Origin of the sequence: Trichlorobacter lovleyi (assembly GCF_015239775.1) — a bacterium.
In the GTDB taxonomy this organism is placed as follows: domain Bacteria; phylum Desulfobacterota; class Desulfuromonadia; order Geobacterales; family Pseudopelobacteraceae; genus Trichlorobacter; species Trichlorobacter lovleyi_B.
The window spans coordinates 1478321-1494245 of the sequence record NZ_CP058409.1; the positions used below are offsets into that span (position 1 = coordinate 1478321).

General features: G+C 50.5%; 16 protein-coding genes. 3 read left to right on the forward strand and 13 right to left on the reverse strand.

Going from position 1 to position 15925, the window contains the following annotated elements:
- Nucleotides 1–119: 119 nt before the first annotated feature.
- The 13 genes from FY034_RS06780 to FY034_RS06840 all read right to left on the reverse strand — a co-directional run bounded on the left by FY034_RS06780 (nucleotide 120) and on the right by FY034_RS06840 (nucleotide 12491).
- Nucleotides 120–578, reverse strand: a complete 459-nt coding sequence (locus tag FY034_RS06780; protein ID WP_322573239.1) for a JAB domain-containing protein — start codon at nucleotides 576–578, stop codon at nucleotides 120–122.
- Between the two features lie 53 nt (nucleotides 579–631).
- Nucleotides 632–907 carry a hypothetical protein gene (locus tag FY034_RS06785; protein ID WP_265554633.1) on the reverse strand — a complete coding sequence of 92 codons (276 nt, stop codon included), beginning with the start codon at nucleotides 905–907 and terminating at the stop codon, nucleotides 632–634.
- A gap of 490 nt (nucleotides 908–1397) precedes the next feature.
- Nucleotides 1398–1970, reverse strand: coding sequence for a hypothetical protein (locus FY034_RS06790; RefSeq protein ID WP_265554635.1), 573 nt, complete (start codon nucleotides 1968–1970; stop codon nucleotides 1398–1400).
- Nucleotides 1971–2332: 362 nt separating this feature from the next.
- Nucleotides 2333–4258 carry an SLC13 family permease gene (locus FY034_RS06795; protein WP_265554637.1) on the reverse strand — a complete coding sequence of 642 codons (1926 nt, stop codon included), beginning with the start codon at nucleotides 4256–4258 and terminating at the stop codon, nucleotides 2333–2335.
- A 3-nt stretch (nucleotides 4259–4261) separates the two neighbouring features.
- Entirely contained in the window at nucleotides 4262–5776 is a 1515-nt protein-coding gene (locus tag FY034_RS06800) for a VWA domain-containing protein (protein ID WP_265554639.1), read from the reverse strand.
- Nucleotides 5777–5796: 20 nt separating this feature from the next.
- Nucleotides 5797–6360 (reverse strand): hypothetical protein, encoded by a 564-nt coding sequence (locus FY034_RS06805; RefSeq protein WP_265554640.1) that lies wholly within the window; start codon nucleotides 6358–6360, stop codon nucleotides 5797–5799.
- Between the two features lie 43 nt (nucleotides 6361–6403).
- Nucleotides 6404–7954 carry an AAA family ATPase gene (locus FY034_RS06810; protein WP_265554643.1) on the reverse strand — a complete coding sequence of 517 codons (1551 nt, stop codon included), beginning with the start codon at nucleotides 7952–7954 and terminating at the stop codon, nucleotides 6404–6406.
- A gap of 3 nt (nucleotides 7955–7957) precedes the next feature.
- Nucleotides 7958–8497 (reverse strand): hypothetical protein, encoded by a 540-nt coding sequence (locus tag FY034_RS06815; RefSeq protein WP_265554644.1) that lies wholly within the window; start codon nucleotides 8495–8497, stop codon nucleotides 7958–7960.
- 196 nt (nucleotides 8498–8693) lie between these two features.
- Nucleotides 8694–10424, reverse strand: a complete 1731-nt coding sequence (locus FY034_RS06820; protein ID WP_265554645.1) for a hypothetical protein — start codon at nucleotides 10422–10424, stop codon at nucleotides 8694–8696.
- A gap of 15 nt (nucleotides 10425–10439) precedes the next feature.
- On the reverse strand, nucleotides 10440–11000 hold the full coding sequence (locus FY034_RS06825; RefSeq protein WP_265554647.1) for a hypothetical protein: 561 nt from the start codon (nucleotides 10998–11000) through the stop codon (nucleotides 10440–10442).
- Between the two features lie 11 nt (nucleotides 11001–11011).
- Complete coding sequence (locus FY034_RS06830; protein ID WP_265554648.1) at nucleotides 11012–11488, reverse strand: hypothetical protein; 477 nt, start codon at nucleotides 11486–11488, stop codon at nucleotides 11012–11014.
- Between the two features lie 16 nt (nucleotides 11489–11504).
- Nucleotides 11505–12122: a hypothetical protein gene (locus FY034_RS06835; RefSeq protein WP_265554650.1), complete on the reverse strand. Its 618-nt coding sequence runs from the start codon at nucleotides 12120–12122 to the stop codon at nucleotides 11505–11507.
- Nucleotides 12123–12155: 33 nt separating this feature from the next.
- Nucleotides 12156–12491, reverse strand: coding sequence for a helix-turn-helix domain-containing protein (locus FY034_RS06840; RefSeq protein WP_265554652.1), 336 nt, complete (start codon nucleotides 12489–12491; stop codon nucleotides 12156–12158).
- A gap of 276 nt (nucleotides 12492–12767) precedes the next feature.
- On the opposite strand from FY034_RS06840, the gene FY034_RS06845 reads away from it, so the two are divergent.
- The 3 genes from FY034_RS06845 (at nucleotide 12768) to FY034_RS06855 (ending at nucleotide 15899) form a co-directional block, all read left to right on the forward strand.
- Nucleotides 12768–14357 (forward strand): sigma-54-dependent transcriptional regulator, encoded by a 1590-nt coding sequence (locus tag FY034_RS06845; RefSeq protein WP_265554655.1) that lies wholly within the window; start codon nucleotides 12768–12770, stop codon nucleotides 14355–14357.
- Nucleotides 14354–15583 (forward strand): NupC/NupG family nucleoside CNT transporter, encoded by a 1230-nt coding sequence (locus FY034_RS06850; RefSeq protein ID WP_265554656.1) that lies wholly within the window; start codon nucleotides 14354–14356, stop codon nucleotides 15581–15583. Before FY034_RS06845 ends, FY034_RS06850 begins: the two co-directional genes overlap by 4 nt.
- 121 nt (nucleotides 15584–15704) lie before the next feature.
- Nucleotides 15705–15899, forward strand: a complete 195-nt coding sequence (locus tag FY034_RS06855) for a DUF6573 family protein (protein WP_265554657.1) — start codon at nucleotides 15705–15707, stop codon at nucleotides 15897–15899.
- Nucleotides 15900–15925 lie beyond the last annotated feature (26 nt).

The following is a 15925-nucleotide window of genomic DNA, read 5'->3' on the forward strand; positions in this document are numbered from 1 at the left end:
AAAAAACCCCTTCCACATTAGCAAAAACATTAGCAAACGCGAAAAGGGTTTTTTATTAGTGATATTAGCAGTTTAAGCTATTTCCTGGCGGGATTTCTCCCGCCCCTTTTTTGTGGCCATTACAGCAGGCCGGACTCGACAAATGAAAATGAATTGCCGGAATCCGTATCCACAATGATATGGTCCAGCACCTTGATACCCAAAATATCTCCGGCTTCTTTCAACCTTCTGGTGATTTCCTTATCTTCCCTGCTTGGCGTGGTGTCTCCCGATGGGTGATTGTGTGCCAGGATCACGGCCGCCGAATTTGCAAGAATTGCGGATTTGAACGTTTCTCTTGGGTGCACAATTGACTGGTTCAGGCTGCCTTCACTGACGATGTGGATGGTGGTAATCCTGTTTTTACCATCCAGCATCATAGCCACAAAATACTCCCGATCAGGGTTGCCAAGCAGTTCGGTGAATGCCTGGGCGGCCTGTTGTGGCGTGGAAAGTTTAGTACCGTTATAAGCAAGTTTCCGGTCACGTACCATCTGAATCGTTACCACGTCGATTGATTTCTTTGCTTGTGCGGTCATTGCTATATCCTCCGCAGGAGGGGCGGCCCCTCCCGTTGTTGTCTTTTTTATGGTTAGTTGTCGTCGTGGTCGTTGTGCTTGGTGATATGCACAACGGTTTCAGTGGATTCGTCTTCTTCGTTGCCGTTATTTTCAATTCGTTGCATAACCTGCCCCAGCAGCATGTAGATGCCGAGAGCAGTGTTGCCCTTGTGAATCAGTTCACAGACAATAATGACAATCAGGATTGTTAAAGCGGTTTTGCCGATGGTCTTGGTGGTGCGGTGATTTACTGCCTTGCGGATTGTTTTGGAAATGGCTGCTGAAATTGTTGCGATTTGAGTTTTCATTATGTGGTTCCCCTTTTGCTCTTAGATTTCTGAACCCTCTCTCGGGCTCCCGTCTGTTTCGTATTCAGTTTTCAGAGAACTTCTGGTGCTGCCTCTTGCTCTTGAGTTCCTTCACCCCTCACCAACTGCGGGGGTGAAGGGAATCAAAGAGCTGGCAGCGCCGTGAAAACTGGATACAAAAGAGCTGGGTAACTGACGCGACGCAGTGCACTCCTGCTGGCCAAACGGCAAATGACAAAGCAAAGCGGTCTTTACGATTGAAATGAAAAAATTGGGGGAAACCTTCAGGGGGAACCTATTTTTGAAATGGAAACGGAAAGATTGGCGTGCCGCCGTGCGAACAGCAGGTGGGTGCTGCAGAAGCAAAGTGCTGTTGATTTTTTGATTGTGAAGAGGACCTCTTCCCACCGACTTCCATGTCGGTGGATGCAGGCCTATAATAAGGGTTACTCAATCAGCAGTGGGCGGCAGTGACCAGGCTGCCATGGTGTTACGCTGCCGCGTTTTTGTTTTCTTCACCAGCTGCAGCATCAGGTTGTGCCTGGGGCTGTTTAATCTTCTGCAGGATGTCAGTCAAGATGTCTTTCGAAATATTAAGGGCTTGTGCTTGTGCAAGTTCAGCCTTGAGTTTTATGTTTTCAGTCTTGTACTCATGCAGCTGGTTATTCAGGTGATCAATACGTGTCTCAAACTCAGCAACTGTGTCGTCGAAAGCTTCCGCTTCTTTTTGGAGGTCAGTCATATATTGACCACGGAGTTCAAGCAAGGCCGCCTCATGGTCTTTCATTAGCCAGGCAACTTGAACTTTAAGGACCTGTTCTGCATCAGCTCGCAGTTTGTCAAGCCCATCCTGAGCATCCTGTGATAATCTGCAGGTAGATGCTGCTGCCATCTGATTTGCCTTCCACTCGTTAAAAAAATCCTTGATGTCTCGTGAACTCATTTTGGCTTTGTGGGCAACATCATCAACTTTGGGAATGTCACCAGTTTCTCCATAAAGTACATTAGCTGCTTCATTAACTCGTGCCTGCTTAACGCTGTCTGGTGCTTTCTTTCTTGGCATACAGCCTCCTTGTTTTTGAAAATGAAAATGAAAAGATTTTCGTTTTCATAACCAACTTGCTTTGAAATAACAATATTTATAGCATGTTATGACACTTGTCTTTTCTTGCGGCGAAATATACCAACAGAAAGTCGACTGTCAAGGAGGAAAACTAGCTTTTTTTAATGATAATTTTTGTGCCTTAAAATAAGGGGGGAAAAGCGACAAGAAATTTTAAAAAGAGGCAAGGACGACTGGGCTCGATGGACGGTATAAATTGTCTGAGGGCAGGGTGGTTTATAATGCTTTGAAGTTACTGCTTAGAACTTAGTATTGGTTGGCGTTGGTAGGGGCCGGTGAGACGTGAGTCCCACCGGCTTTTTTTATCGAATCAATCCAATCCACTGCCAGTACGGCACAGAAACTATGATTGCAACCTGTGCCGCCAACACGTGAACTATGGCGGCTTTTCGGGTCTGGTGATGGTCAAACACTTTGCCTTCTGTTGCCTCAAGCAGATTGAGATAGACACTATTCTGATACGGGAAAAACCACGGGTTGCCGGATATCAGAACCACTAGGCAAAGCGCGAACGGATCAATGTTTGTTGTGGTCAGTACCGGGAGAACGGAAAGCAGCGTAACCAACTGTGCCGCCGGTAACGGCAAGAAGAAGCGCAACAGATACATGCCAAGTGACACTGCCACCAAAAACGTGTAAGGGCATTGCTTGACCTGTTGCAGTAGCGGGGCAACATACTCTGCCATGACTCCACTCAGTCCGCTTGAAGAAATCAATCCACCAAATCCGACTAACGCACCGAACGAAAGTAAAAAATTCCAGTCAATATCAGACCTTACCGACCGTTCCGGCAGCACACCAAACGCAAACAGTAGAAAGAAGCTGGTCAGCGCGATCCATGCTCCGTTCACGTGGTGGAACGATTGCGTGATAAACCCGAGCAGTGATGCAATCACCAGTAGGATTGTGATCTGTTCATGTTCACTGTAGGGGCCAAGTGCGGCAAGCTGTTTTGCAATCACACTTGAACCTGATGTGCGCTGCACTTTGGGACGGTACTGGATCAGGACTGCTAGATACGAAATTCCGAAGAAGACCAGTCCAAGCGGCAATGCCGCTAGAAACCAGCTCCCCCAGGTAACGCGGTTGATCACTTGTTGTGGTAACAAGCCAAATGCCAGCAAACAAGTTGCTGTACCGTTCATGAACATGAACGACATATGCCCGAACCCCAACAGTGCCGCCATTGACATGCCGATTGAACCGGCACTCCCTCTACGGAACCGCAAAACCTCACTGACGTTGGCAATCAGAGGACCAGCTAGCACAGCTCTACCGTTGGATGACGGGATAATCGGTGTTAAAAACATTCCTGATAATGCCAGCGCAAAACTCTGCCAACGGTAACTGGCTGGGAAGCGGCTAACCACCAGCAGCACCAGCCGGTACATCAAACCTGTTTTTGAGATGGCGGCTGAGATGGCAAATACACCTAACACCAGAAACCACGAGGGATGAGAAAAACCGCTGAATGCCTGCGCTGGTTTTGCCGCGTTCAGCACAACTGCTGCCAGTGGCAATGCGAGCGCGACCGCGTGGTAGGAAAATGCGTCAAAACTCCAGGTCACGGTTGCGCCGAGCAACAAAACCGCCAGCGTGATCTGCTGATAGGTCATGCCGGTTCTGGAAAGCATTAAAGCGACTATTGAACAAAGTACAACTGACAGAGCGCTGCTGATGAACCGGCGACTGCGTAGCTTGACCCCCAAACTCCAACCAGCCTTCAGACCTGATGATGATGGCAGTTCGCGTGTTTCACTGTCGTTCTCAGGTTCTGTTACGTGGAAAACGTCTGCATGATCGTTGTTGGTGACATGCCCGTTGGTACGGCTGATACGTTTTGCCAGGATGGAAGCTATTTTGAGGGCAAGGGCATTATGTTGTTTGAGAAGGCCGTTGAAACGTTCACGCGAAAGCCGGAAAACCGTAGTCTGCTCATCAATGGCAATGACATCTGCTGTTCTGGTCTCTCCGGTAAGCAGTGCAACCTCACCAAAGCATTCGCCTTGCCGCAGCAAAGCAATTTCAGCATCAGAACCATCCATCTTATGACGCACGACCTGTGCTGTACCACTAATAATAATAAAGAGACTGTCGCCATGTTCTCCCTGTTTAACAATTGCATTACCCTTTTCAAAAGCAATGACAGCACAATTGGGAATCAACCGGGCGCGGTCAAGCCTGCTGAGCGAGCTGAAAAGTGGGATGGCGTCAAAGTTTATCTGCATAGATCAGTACATAACCAGCTTATCTACTGTCCTACGAGGAGGCTCGTCTTCATCAAACAGCTTTTTCTTGTCTATGCTGAACGGTAGCACCTCCAGCTCAGCAGTAGCCGTCTTTCCCGAGGCCAAATGGCGGGCAACAATCCGTGTCTTACCCACCTTCAGTCCCTTCAACTGTAGATTCTCATCATTTGAGACGGTTATGGCTACCAAAGAAGTATCCTCAACAGACCATTCAACTTTACGGTTGCGTATTTTTGCTGGAGTAAAGACCGTGCCGCAATTCCCGGTTTGGTTGCGCTTAATAGTCAGCTTAACCGGTTTAACTGCCAGTTTCATCAAGTCAAAATCATCTGCGGCGATAGTCACGTTATTGTCAATCAACGCTTGCTGATGTACCCCAAATGGATCCAGATAGCTTAATTGCTGCGGTGTATGATCTGAAATCGCCCCAATATCATTGAAAATAAGATCTATCAGGAGATACTGTTCATCGAGCACATGCGTACCAGCAGTCCCTTTACGCATCTTCAACCGAAGCCCTCCATCAATAATATTGCTGCCGTCCGGGCGTTGCGATACCTTCAGGTGGTCTGCTGTAGGTTTCATCTGCGCGTCAACCACCTTCACTGATCGAACTTTTACGGGCTGGGGCAACAACTCTTGGTAAACGACGTTTTTAAATGTAATTATGGCATCAATATCCGCCAGAACCTGGCGGTAGATTTCCTGCATGTCTGCTTCGCTCAAGGCCTTGTAGTAATGTTGTCCGTTTTGGGTTTCCCGTGCTCCCATTGCCAAGGCAATCTGCTCGATAGAGCTGCCCACGTCGGTAATAGAAACGGCATAGCCATTGATGTTCTTTTCACGCAACTGTACAGCCGCTTGCAGCGTATCGTTCAGATTGTTTGGCATGCCATCGGTCATCAGCACTACAAAACGAGCGGTATCCTCCGGAAAATTCTGAAGTAACTGGGCCGCCTTGCGTAATGCAGCACCGGTGTTGGTGTTGCCGTCTACCTTAAGGGCGCTTATTCGCTCCTGCAGTTGTCTCACAGAATATCCAGATTTTTCCTGCAGATCAAAAATCTGGAAGTTACCATATACCGTCTGTGAAAAAGGTGCCAAGATGATTGAGGCCTGTTTACCCATAAAAGATGCAACAAAACTCCTAGCTGCATCCTGCATGATCTGCATGCGGTTTTTTTCAGGAGAGCTGGGATAGCATTCATCGCACGTCATACGCCACCCCATGCTTCTGGATGTGTCCAGGATGAGTATAATCGCCTTGTCAGTCTCTTCAGGCGGGCGAGACAGCTTGACCGGCTCTGAGTAGATACGGTGCTTCAGAGTCACCTTTTCGCCGACCTTGAGCGACTCCAGCTTGGTAGATTCCCCCCCGGACTTACCCGACAGCGTTGAAGACAAGTGAATAACCGACTGAGCTGATACCAATTCACGTTGCATCAATATGGCTGCTATGAAGAAAAATAGTATAATAAGCGGTTTAGCTTTTCTCATATCTCAATTTTGCTCCTTACTTAATCTTCATCATCCCGCCGAGATCCTCCTGAGGCGGACCCTGCAACAGCAAGAGCAAATAATGCAATAACAGCCAGAACTGCAACAATTGCCATGAAGGCACCAACCATAAGTATAGGCGCTTGCAGCAGGGTTCCGCCGACGCCATATAACAGGTTTGTTTTTTTGATGTTGAACGATATTACTCCAATAAAAATCAATAAGCTGGCACCGTACAGGCCATAGACAATATATTGTTTTTCTTTGACAGTAAACTCGCCCAGCTTGCGATCCATAAAGTTTGTATGCGCAATGGCTTTTGCATCAGATTTCTTCTTTCCCTTTTTACCGGAAAGTTCTGCCACCTTCACAGGTGCAGATACAGCCTTGATTGAGTCTTCCACATAGGAGGCACCCCAAAGACAACCGATAATTACCAAGTACACCAAAAGAATGGTTCCATTTTTTATGAAACGATAACCAAATTTTTCCTCACTATGGAGATCAAACTTCCAAATAGCCCAGATAATAAAAATAATCAGTCCAATTGCAGCAATCAATTCAAACAATTCCATATTGGTCATGGCGACGTAACACTCCTTAACAGTATTATATCATTGTCTGCAATCAGACCAACACGCTACGGCGCGCCTTGGTCAGTTGCGATGGCCCGCCGATCGGCTGGCCTGATGCCGACACCGCCCTTTCACGCCCCCACGTACGGATCGACTCGATCTGTTCAGGGCTGGTCTTTGAAAGCGGCACTACATTCTGGAAACTGAGTACAAAAAGCTGCTCGTTTACCACCTCATCGCCCTTCAGGTACGCTTCCTTGACCACTTCACGCACTGCCGACTCCAGATCTGATCCGGCAAAGCCTTCCGATAACTCAACCAGATCATCCATCAAACTTGGCGGAATATCACGTTTCAGGCCACGCCTGACGTAGATTGAGATAATGTCACGGCGTTCTTCCTGGGTAGGCAGATCCACAAAGAACAGCTCATCAAAACGGCCACGGCGCAGCAGTTCCGGTGGCAGACGGGAGACATCGTTGGCGGTGGCCACCACAAAGACCCGTGAGCGGGCCTCCTGTAGCCAGTACAGGAATTGTCCCACCAAACGGGTAGAGGTGCCGCCGTCACCACCACCGGTGGCACCAGCCAATCCCTTCTCTATCTCATCAATCCAGAGTACACAGGGCGCGACATGGTCCGCGGTAGACAGTGCATCCTTCAGACGCCCTTCACTCTGGCCCAGATACTGACCATGGATAGTTGAAAGATCCAGACGATAGAGAGGCATCTCCCAGTTGGCTGCAATCGCCTTTGCTGACAGCGATTTACCACAGCCCGGCACCCCGACCAGCAGGACACCGCGAGGCGGACGAATCCCGCGTTCCCGCAGATCTGCGGTTAACAGAGGACGCTCTTTAGCCAGCCAAGACTGCAACCCCTGCAGGCCACCTACACTCAGTTCTTCATGCCTGACCTGGACTCGTTCAATACCAGAAATATCGGCAAAAATGCGGTCTTTGGCATGCATCAGTTCCTTCATATCCTCTTTACGGATGGCGCCGTTGGCAAGCAGGGTGGCAATAATGTTTTCCGCCTCAATTCTGGAGACGCCAGCCATTACCGCTGCTGCACGTTTTTCATCATCGGCATCCCATTCAATCGGAAACTGGCCACGGTAAGCACCAATCTGCTCTCTGATGATCTCCAGCATCTCATCTTCATTGGGAGGAGAAAGTAGCAACGACATACCCTGTCGCTGCAACTGCCCCCAGACCGGTTTTGTGGTTATGATTACCAACACCCCACCATGTTCGGCTGCTAACATAACCGCATCCTGAAGTTGACGGGAAAAGGAGGTGTCATCCTCAATATCAGCCACTTCGGTCATAACAAACGTCAGATTCTGGCGCTGGGCGATCTGCTGTCCGGCAAAATCAACCGCACCAACCACTGAGCGATCCTCACTCACCACTCGGTTGGTGGCGATGTCCCGCATCCCTTGCGAGAGGGTGTGTACATACACCGGCGCATTGATGATGGTGGCAACTTCTCGAAGGATGTCCAGCACACGGGTGCGTTCAGCGCTTCTGATGGAAATAAAGGGGATGCGTGCTTTGAGGTAACGGGTCAAGTTTTGTTTGAATTCATTGGTATCACTCATAATTCATACCAGTATATTCCTTTTCCGTGGTGCGCCTGGTTGTTGATTTGACAACGGTTGTGGCGGGGTTGAAGAAATCAATGGTTGTAGCAGCGGCGTATCATACCGCAGCAAGCTGTTATTTCTAATCAGGGTACGGGTATGACCGCTACGATCATCAGCACTGCTCTCCTCCAGTGCTTGCTGGGTTCGTTCTGCAGAACGACGCAATTGCTGCTGGAGATACTCACGCAATGTTTGCGGTAGTGACCTGATCAGGCTAACCTTGTAGAGCAAGGTTAGGCCACGACGCATATCCAGCATGGCGCGAATCAGATCGGCTTCCCCACGACTGCAACGCAGATCACGATTTAAACGGTCGCTACAACGGGTCAGACGTTGATCAAACAACGTACAAAGTCGTTCAGACAGAAGCTGCACCACCGTGCCACCGCTGGACACTGAGCCCTGCTCCATGGCAGCCAGCACCCCTTCGTCATCCAGCCCTTCAGCCAAAAAATCAAGACAACGACTCCAATCGGCATAACTGACCGGCGCTTGCATGGTTTACTTGACTCTGCGAATAAACTGGGTTTGAGGCACCAAATCCCAATTGGGAAAGGCACCAGCCAGGGCGTCTCGTTGAGGTGCCCGGACTGCAGGAGCCTCGACTGCCGACTTTGGCGCTACAGGTATGGCTTGCAATTCCGGTTTTGACTGTTGTTCGTTCATGATGTCACGGGGCATATCATTTCTCCTTTCAGGCCGCCCGCTGCGTCATTACCTGACGTGCGGTATCGTGAGATGTTTTGAGATACTGCTCAGGTGAGATGGTAGCCAGCAGTTTGACCACCTCAACCTCAACACTGTCATTCTGGCGAAACTCCCGCCACCACTCCACCACCTCGGCCAGACAGCCTTTCAGTACCTGAGTCGCCTGTTCCTTACGCCGGTTGTAATCGCTGATAGTCTGCTGCTTGGCCTTGCTAACCGGATTCCAACCCGCAACATAGAACCAGATTAAGGCTGCGGCGCCACAAGCCATAAACAGGTAGCTCATCTTGGGGAGGCCAAAAATCAGAAAACCGATCCCTATGGCCAGGCCGGCCCAGTATTTGAAATCCACCTTGATCTGGCTAAGCGCCTGCTCTTTCTGATGTTCAATATGGGCCTGCAGTGAATTTACCAGTTCCTGTTCATTATCCCCTTTTGCCGTCTCTGCCTTCCATTGAACCTCTTTCACTTCAAGCTCAATCCGTTGTGGCAAGGCAGCCCGGATAGTTCCGGTCAAATCCTGATGGGCCTCACGAATCCAGTCACGGGAAAGGGCAAGGGCAAAACGCTGGGTAGCTCGTGATGCATGGGAGGTCTCCGGGTGCATAGCGGCATTGGTTAGAAGCTGAGTAAAGCTTACTAACTCTGTAAGCACGGTGGTTTCAAGACCGTGACGCTTACGGGCTGACTCCTTATCCCCCTCCTCTTCGATAATTAATTTGTTTAAACGTTCATCCCGACGTAGCGGCAACTCTTCATCGTCAAAATTGCTCACCAGGCTGGTCAGCAGATTGTCAACCTCAGCCTGCAGCGATGGAGCAGGCGGAATCACACCGTCGTAAATCCCTGCAAAATAGTCCAACACCACCTTGTGCATGGCTGCATCGTTCAGACGCTGGTTCAGCACCGGCCAGGTCGGGCTGTTGGACTGCAGCCCCCGATAACGCAGCCCGTTATCCGTCGTCGGTGTTTTTGACTGCAATCCCTCAGTCCACTGTCGTCGCTGTTCATCCACAAAACCTGCCTTCAACGCCAGTTCTGCAATCCAGTCTTCAATCCGCTTGGTGCACTGACTACGGACTTCTGCACCAAACACGCCGCTTGCCAACGCATCAATCAGCACCACGGTCTGACGGTCAAGTGAAGTGGGATTTTGCATACCAAAATAGCGATCAAGCCAGATTCTACAGCCATCCTGCCTACCAGCCCGGCGACAGACCAGAGCAAAAAAGAGCGAACTCTTTTCGTCATCACGCTTTAACGCCTCAGCCAACGCCTTATCAGCCAACGTCCTGTTGTCAGACATCCAGCCAGACAGTGCCACCAAAGCGGGAGCCAGCCAGTAACGGGGTGCCTTCAGCATAAGTTCTTCTGAGGCAGTAGTGATGGTCTCCTGCCGCACAATGCTGACATCAGCCGCCTGCAGGATGCCGGTTGTATGGCGCCGCACCTCGGCATAGTAGCCAAAGGTGGTCTCCAGCTCCTGCCGGATCTTGACCACCCGCGTTTCAGCCAGCTGCAGCGCCTTGGCCTTACTATCCTCTGCCACAAACTGCTCAAACTGGGCCTTCAGCCTGTCCAGCTCACTCTTGGTGTTTTGGACACAGCCTTGCACACTGTCAACCTGACGACCAACCATGACGATATTTTCGTTGACCGTCCCAAGATTTTGCTGAATCCCGCTAAGATCTGCATAGGAAATCCGATACTCTGACATGCCTGTTCTCCCTCCTTACCTCACCAGTGATGTGTTGCCGCTATCGGCAACCGCCAGCATGTATTCAGGATAAATCTCAACAAAGGCGTAACTGCCGTGGTCCAGCAATGCAAAGGCCCGTGGCGCAAAACCGGCTAATACTGCACCATAATTCTCACAGGTCTGCTCAAGGGCTGCGTCGTAACTGCCCAAAAGTCGGGCCTTTGATAGCAGTTCACGCTGCCGATCACTCCCCAGCACGCCGGAGGTGGCATCTGCAATCTGACTTAATGGCATCCACGTCGGGTAACCGGGGCGCGCTCGAAACACCAGAGCCAGCAGCGGAAACTGCTCAATGGCAAATTCAGGAAACTCCCCGGCTATGGCCAACTTCATAGCCGCCAGCGCCTCGGTATCCTGCAGATGGGTTGCGGCCTGCAACTGCAGTATGGCCGTCACAAATTGTGCCGAACGTTTCTGGCGCAGACGGGTTTCCAGCAGATGTGGAGACAAGGCGGCCTTTTTCTGAATCGGCGCTGCATTGAGTGTCGGAACCGCAAGCTGTGGCGCCGCAGTACCAAGAATGAGACGTGCCATACTGATTACTCCTATATGACGGCGGTTTCACCGTCTGAACTAACCGCAACCAACCGGTCGGTATAAACCTCAACAAAGGCATAGGCGGGATGCAGTGCAAGACTTCGGGCTCGCTCCAGCAACGGCGGCAGTGACTCCCAGTTTCTAAAGTGGGTGATAATCTGTCCACTCAGATCCAGGGTATGCACCTCAAATGGCCTGCCCAAATTGCAACGGGCCACAATTCCCAGCAGTGGGAGGTCATCAAGGCCTATGCCTGGAAATTCCTCTCGAATAGCCAGCTGAAATGCCTGGTACGCCACCGGATCGTGTAGGTGATTACCGGCATCTAGCCTAGCAAGGGCCTTGCGATACTGCTGCGAACGTGGACGGCGTAGCAGACTCTCAAAACTATCTGCAGACCTGAAGCCATGCAGATCAACCGTATCTGTCACTGCCCTTGCCTGATGTCCCACAACAGGCTTGTTCTGCAGAATTACACGTACCATTTGTTACCTAAAAGACTTACTTCGTAATCGGTACGCTAAACTTCAGTAAATCTCTTTCAGCATCGACTTTCATGACTGCTGAAAACTGAACTGAAGTAGCTTGCGTATTCACATAGTTGAATTTGAAAGTAAACTTTCCTGACCCACCAACGGAGATGGGATATGAGTCTCCACCAGCTTTAAAGGTTGCCCCCAAGTTGTCAACGATAGTCGGTTCTTCGATGTACAGCCGCCTAAACTCAGCAGTATTAATAGCCAAAAAGTCGCATGAAATTGCTTCACCATGCATAATACATTGACCAACCCGAATCCTGACTTTGGTGTTAGGAAAGATATGCCGGTCATCAAAACCTGCTGGCTGGTGAGAGGCCTGTTGACGCGGTGCCGGTGCAGCCTCTCCATCTTCACTGATACAGCGCCTGTTCTTCGGGCTCCAAATCGTACCCGGTGCGCACTGCATCACCACCCGCTCCTTAACAATTACTTTCGGCTTTGGCGGTGGTGGCGGCTCATCCCCTTCAAGAGAAAGCGTTTCCGACTGCCTTATGTTGCCATTTTCATCCTCTTCAACGGCATAACATAAACCTGCTGTTGTCAGCAGCACCAGCAGTACCCACATTGCTACGGTTCTCATTTGATTCCCTCCTTGTCTTATTTGATTCATTACTCATCTAGCCAGTTTGTCCAGCAAAACACTCAGGCTTTCATGTACTTCCGGGTCACGAACCTTACGCAGTTTTTTGATAAAGAGCAGTTCAGGGGTATTCAGCGTCAGATTACTACGCACGTCAAAAAAATCAGCCGGATGTATTCTCAGGGCTGCTGCGATCTGCTGCAACTTGTCAGTGGAGACCCGTGATTTTGCCGCTTCGTATTTTTGAATCTGCTGGGGCGTAACCCCAACCAGTTCAGCCAGTTTTTCCTGACTGAATCCAGCCTCCTGACGAAAGCGGCGGATACGGCCACCAACGTCTATCAACGCTTCATTACCTGATGGTTGCATAAACAAAGAGCCCTCGTAAGATTCCTTCAATGGCCTGATTAACGGTAACAGCACCGGGAAACCACAAACTGTCAGTTAAAAAGCACCCAACTAAAAAACAACCAACAGTTTGCAAACCTTTAACAAATCCCATGCCAATCATTTCACACAAACAAGTTCGTGTTTTTTTAGTATGTTGTATACACAACTATTGTTTACTTAAAACAAATCAGCAAAAATACTTTTCATATTTTGAAATCAAGACTATATATTTTGAAATAATATTGAAGGTGCGCCATGAAAACACTGCACATACTCTGCGATTTTTGGGAACAGTCGGTCTCACGCGCTTTGCATGAGCTGCGCAGACATGAACGTTTTCCCTTCCAGACCGGCCATATCCATGCAGGCAACCTTACGGAAAAGCTGGAGTTGCTGCTGCACGAGCTGCGCGATCAAGACCACGTATTGATCAACTTGTTGCATGCCGATAGCACTGTCCTGCAACAGGCGGCAAAGCTGCTGGGAAGCCAGAAGGCATCCCTGCGCAGCAGGATCAGGATCTCCTATTCACGCTATTCTCCAGATCTGGCCCGCTGGGCGGAGCAGTGCGGCACCGCCCATGAAATCAATCAGTACGAGGCACCACGCCACTCAGACTGGGAACCGCTTGACACCCGCTACGGAACAACGTTGGCAGAACGCCGCTGGATACAGTACCGAATGATGCGGACCTTGATCGGCGGTGAACAGCCCAAGGATGTCTTCAACGAAATCTTCAAAAAGCTGCGCAGCGGAAAATTGTCTGAGACAGACACCCTGCGTTCACAACGTTTTTATGAGCGTGATGAGCCTGATATGGCAGGTGGCCAGTATGCTGAAGCCCGTCACACCACCCCCAACGCCATTGACTTGCTGCGCGAAAGGGCGGTACAGGTTGGCCGATCCGGCCTGAACACACTGATCATTGGCGAGACCGGCACCGGTAAAGAGTCGCTGGCCTGGTATCTGCACGATTACAGCACCCGCTTTGACAGGCCGTTTCTGGCACTGAACTGTGCCTTTTTTGAAGGTGAACGGCTTGAATCTGAGCTATTTGGCCACGAACTGGGGGCGTTTACCGATGCCAAGCGGATGAAGAAAGGGCTGGTTGAAGAGGCGGACGGTGGCACCCTGTTTCTGGATGAACTGCCGGAAATGGCTCCCCGTGTACAGGCCAAACTACTGCGGTTTCTGCAGGACGGCACCTACACGCGGCTGGGCGGCACCAAGGCCATGCGGGCCAGTGTGCGGGTCATATCGGCAGCCCAGCCGGGGCGCCTGGAAAACCTGCGGCAGGATCTGTATTTCCGGGTAGCTGATGTGGAACTGCATACCGTGCCGCTGCAGCAGATGAAGCAGCGTGACATCGTTAATATCGCCTGCAATCTGGCCTATCGGTTGATGTGGCGACCGATCATCACCGCCACAGGTCAGAGTATCCTGACACCCGATGCTATCCGCGAGGTATGGGGCAGGCTATCTCAGCCGGAACATGCCGCCTGTCTTGCCGGATACGCCTGGCCCGGCAACATGCGTGAGCTATCAACCCTGATCAAACGGTTTGTGCTGCTGGGGGATGATATCTTTCAGGAGATACGCGGCAGATATGGTTCCGTTGCTACAACTGCTGATGAGTGGCAACGATTTCAGGTGCCCGTTGCCAATTTGGAAGACCTAAAGCAGCTTGGCATTACACTGAAAGAACTGCAGCCTGCCTTTGTTCAGTATATCGTCGCATCACTTGGCGGACGGGAAGCTATCCAGCCAACCAAACTGGCTGAGACACTGGGCTGCAGCTACAATACCTTGATGAGTTGCCTGGCGACAACACGGAGGGACTTGTGATTGACCATATCATGCGCGGAGTTGCCGGAGTTGTAGCCTTGATCCTGATAGCCGTACTCTGTTCCCGTTCACGCAAGGATATCCGCTGGAAACCGATTATCTGCGCCCTGGCTTTCAACCTGCTGTTTGCCCTTCTGGTGCTGCATACACCGCTGGGGAAAGCGGTCTTTGGCCTGTTAAGCTCTGGCCTGATCAAGACTATGAAGTTTGCCGATGAGGGGATCAAGTTTGTGTTTGGACCGCTCTTTGGCGGATTCAATGCAGTACCCGGTTTCCAGGGCTCAACCTATGTCTTTGTGCTGCAGGCACTGATGCAAATTGTCTTCTTTGCCGTGCTGATCAATCTACTCTACTACCTGCAGATCATGCAGCGGGTAGTAAAGGGAATGGCCTGGCTCTTCAGGAGACTGTTCGGTCTGACCGGACCGGAAGCAACGGTGGTGGCAAGCAACATCTTTGTCGGCCAGGTGCAAGGGGCAATGACGGTTACGCCCTACATAAAAAACATGACCGAAGCTCAGCTCTTTCAAGTCATGGTGGTTGGCATGTCCACCGTTGGCGCAGGCATGCCGATTATCTACGCCGGTATGGGGGCAAAGATTGACTACGTGCTTGCCGCAAATATCATGGCAGCACCTGCTGCTGTCCTGTTTGCAAAGCTGCTGATGCCAGAGCGGGAAGAGATTACGACTGATGAAACAGTGACGCAGACCGACTACCAGGCCGGTATCAATCTGCTGGATGCCGCAGGGCGTGGCGCCATGGATGGCTGGAAGGTGGTGGTGGCTATCTCGGTTATGCTGCTGGGATTCATCCCGCTGATTCACCTGCTTAACTGGGTGGTTGTAACAGTGACCAACAACGTTTCAGATCTTGAGACAATCTTCAGTTGGCTGTTCGCGCCAGCCGCGTATATCGTCGGGGTGCCGTCCAGCGATGTTGCGGGATTTGCAAAGCTGCTTGGTCAGAAAATCGCTTTTAACGAAGTAATCGGATTCAGCGGCCTGAAGGAAACCGCCCTGTCACCCAAAGGATTTATGCTGACCTGCTTTGCCCTTACCGGGTTTGCCAACTTTACTTCGGTTGGGATTCAGATCGGCGGGATTGGAGAATTAGCTCCAACGCGGCGGAGTGATGTAGCCCGATTGGGGATGCGGTGTGTACTGGCAGCCACCCTGGCAAACCTGCTGAATGCTACTATCGCTGGAATCTTATTTGTAGGATAGCGGCTTCAATCCCGTTGTGATTCGTAGTTAACCAACTGGAATTAAAGTGCAAATAGTGTTGTACATGGTGAAAACGGGCGTCTGTTCTGATTTTGTAACCATTTGAAATCAGGAGGCGTTTATGTATCCAGTTGTGCAGCATGGCCCGTTTGCCGGTTTTGAAGTAATCCATTCCTACACACGTCAACAAGCAATTGCTGACGGCGTCCTCATCAATCTCTCCACCTCCTTTCCCAATGAAACACGGATGTTCAAGTGGAACGTCTGCTGTACAGATACTGTCTGGAACCTGATCGAGCGCGCGTCTGATCAATAGGTGGCGGTCAAACATACAACCGCGTA

Bases quoted from the DNA above. Each gene is read 5' to 3' on its own strand.
- FY034_RS06780 (WP_322573239.1), bottom strand. From the start codon at position 578: ATGACCGCACAAGCAAAGAAATCAATCGACGTGGTAACGATTCAGATG.
- FY034_RS06785 (WP_265554633.1), bottom strand. From the start codon at position 907: ATGAAAACTCAAATCGCAACAATTTCAGCAGCCATTTCCAAAACAATC.
- FY034_RS06790 (WP_265554635.1), bottom strand. From the start codon at position 1,970: ATGCCAAGAAAGAAAGCACCAGACAGCGTTAAGCAGGCACGAGTTAAT.
- FY034_RS06795 (WP_265554637.1), bottom strand. From the start codon at position 4,258: ATGCAGATAAACTTTGACGCCATCCCACTTTTCAGCTCGCTCAGCAGG.
- FY034_RS06800 (WP_265554639.1), bottom strand. From the start codon at position 5,776: ATGAGAAAAGCTAAACCGCTTATTATACTATTTTTCTTCATAGCAGCC.
- FY034_RS06805 (WP_265554640.1), bottom strand. From the start codon at position 6,360: ATGACCAATATGGAATTGTTTGAATTGATTGCTGCAATTGGACTGATT.
- FY034_RS06810 (WP_265554643.1), bottom strand. From the start codon at position 7,954: ATGAGTGATACCAATGAATTCAAACAAAACTTGACCCGTTACCTCAAA.
- FY034_RS06815 (WP_265554644.1), bottom strand. From the start codon at position 8,497: ATGCAAGCGCCGGTCAGTTATGCCGATTGGAGTCGTTGTCTTGATTTT.
- FY034_RS06820 (WP_265554645.1), bottom strand. From the start codon at position 10,424: ATGTCAGAGTATCGGATTTCCTATGCAGATCTTAGCGGGATTCAGCAA.
- FY034_RS06825 (WP_265554647.1), bottom strand. From the start codon at position 11,000: ATGGCACGTCTCATTCTTGGTACTGCGGCGCCACAGCTTGCGGTTCCG.
- FY034_RS06830 (WP_265554648.1), bottom strand. From the start codon at position 11,488: ATGGTACGTGTAATTCTGCAGAACAAGCCTGTTGTGGGACATCAGGCA.
- FY034_RS06835 (WP_265554650.1), bottom strand. From the start codon at position 12,122: ATGAGAACCGTAGCAATGTGGGTACTGCTGGTGCTGCTGACAACAGCA.
- FY034_RS06840 (WP_265554652.1), bottom strand. From the start codon at position 12,491: ATGCAACCATCAGGTAATGAAGCGTTGATAGACGTTGGTGGCCGTATC.
- FY034_RS06845 (WP_265554655.1), top strand. From the start codon at position 12,768: ATGAAAACACTGCACATACTCTGCGATTTTTGGGAACAGTCGGTCTCA.
- FY034_RS06855 (WP_265554657.1), top strand. From the start codon at position 15,705: ATGTATCCAGTTGTGCAGCATGGCCCGTTTGCCGGTTTTGAAGTAATC.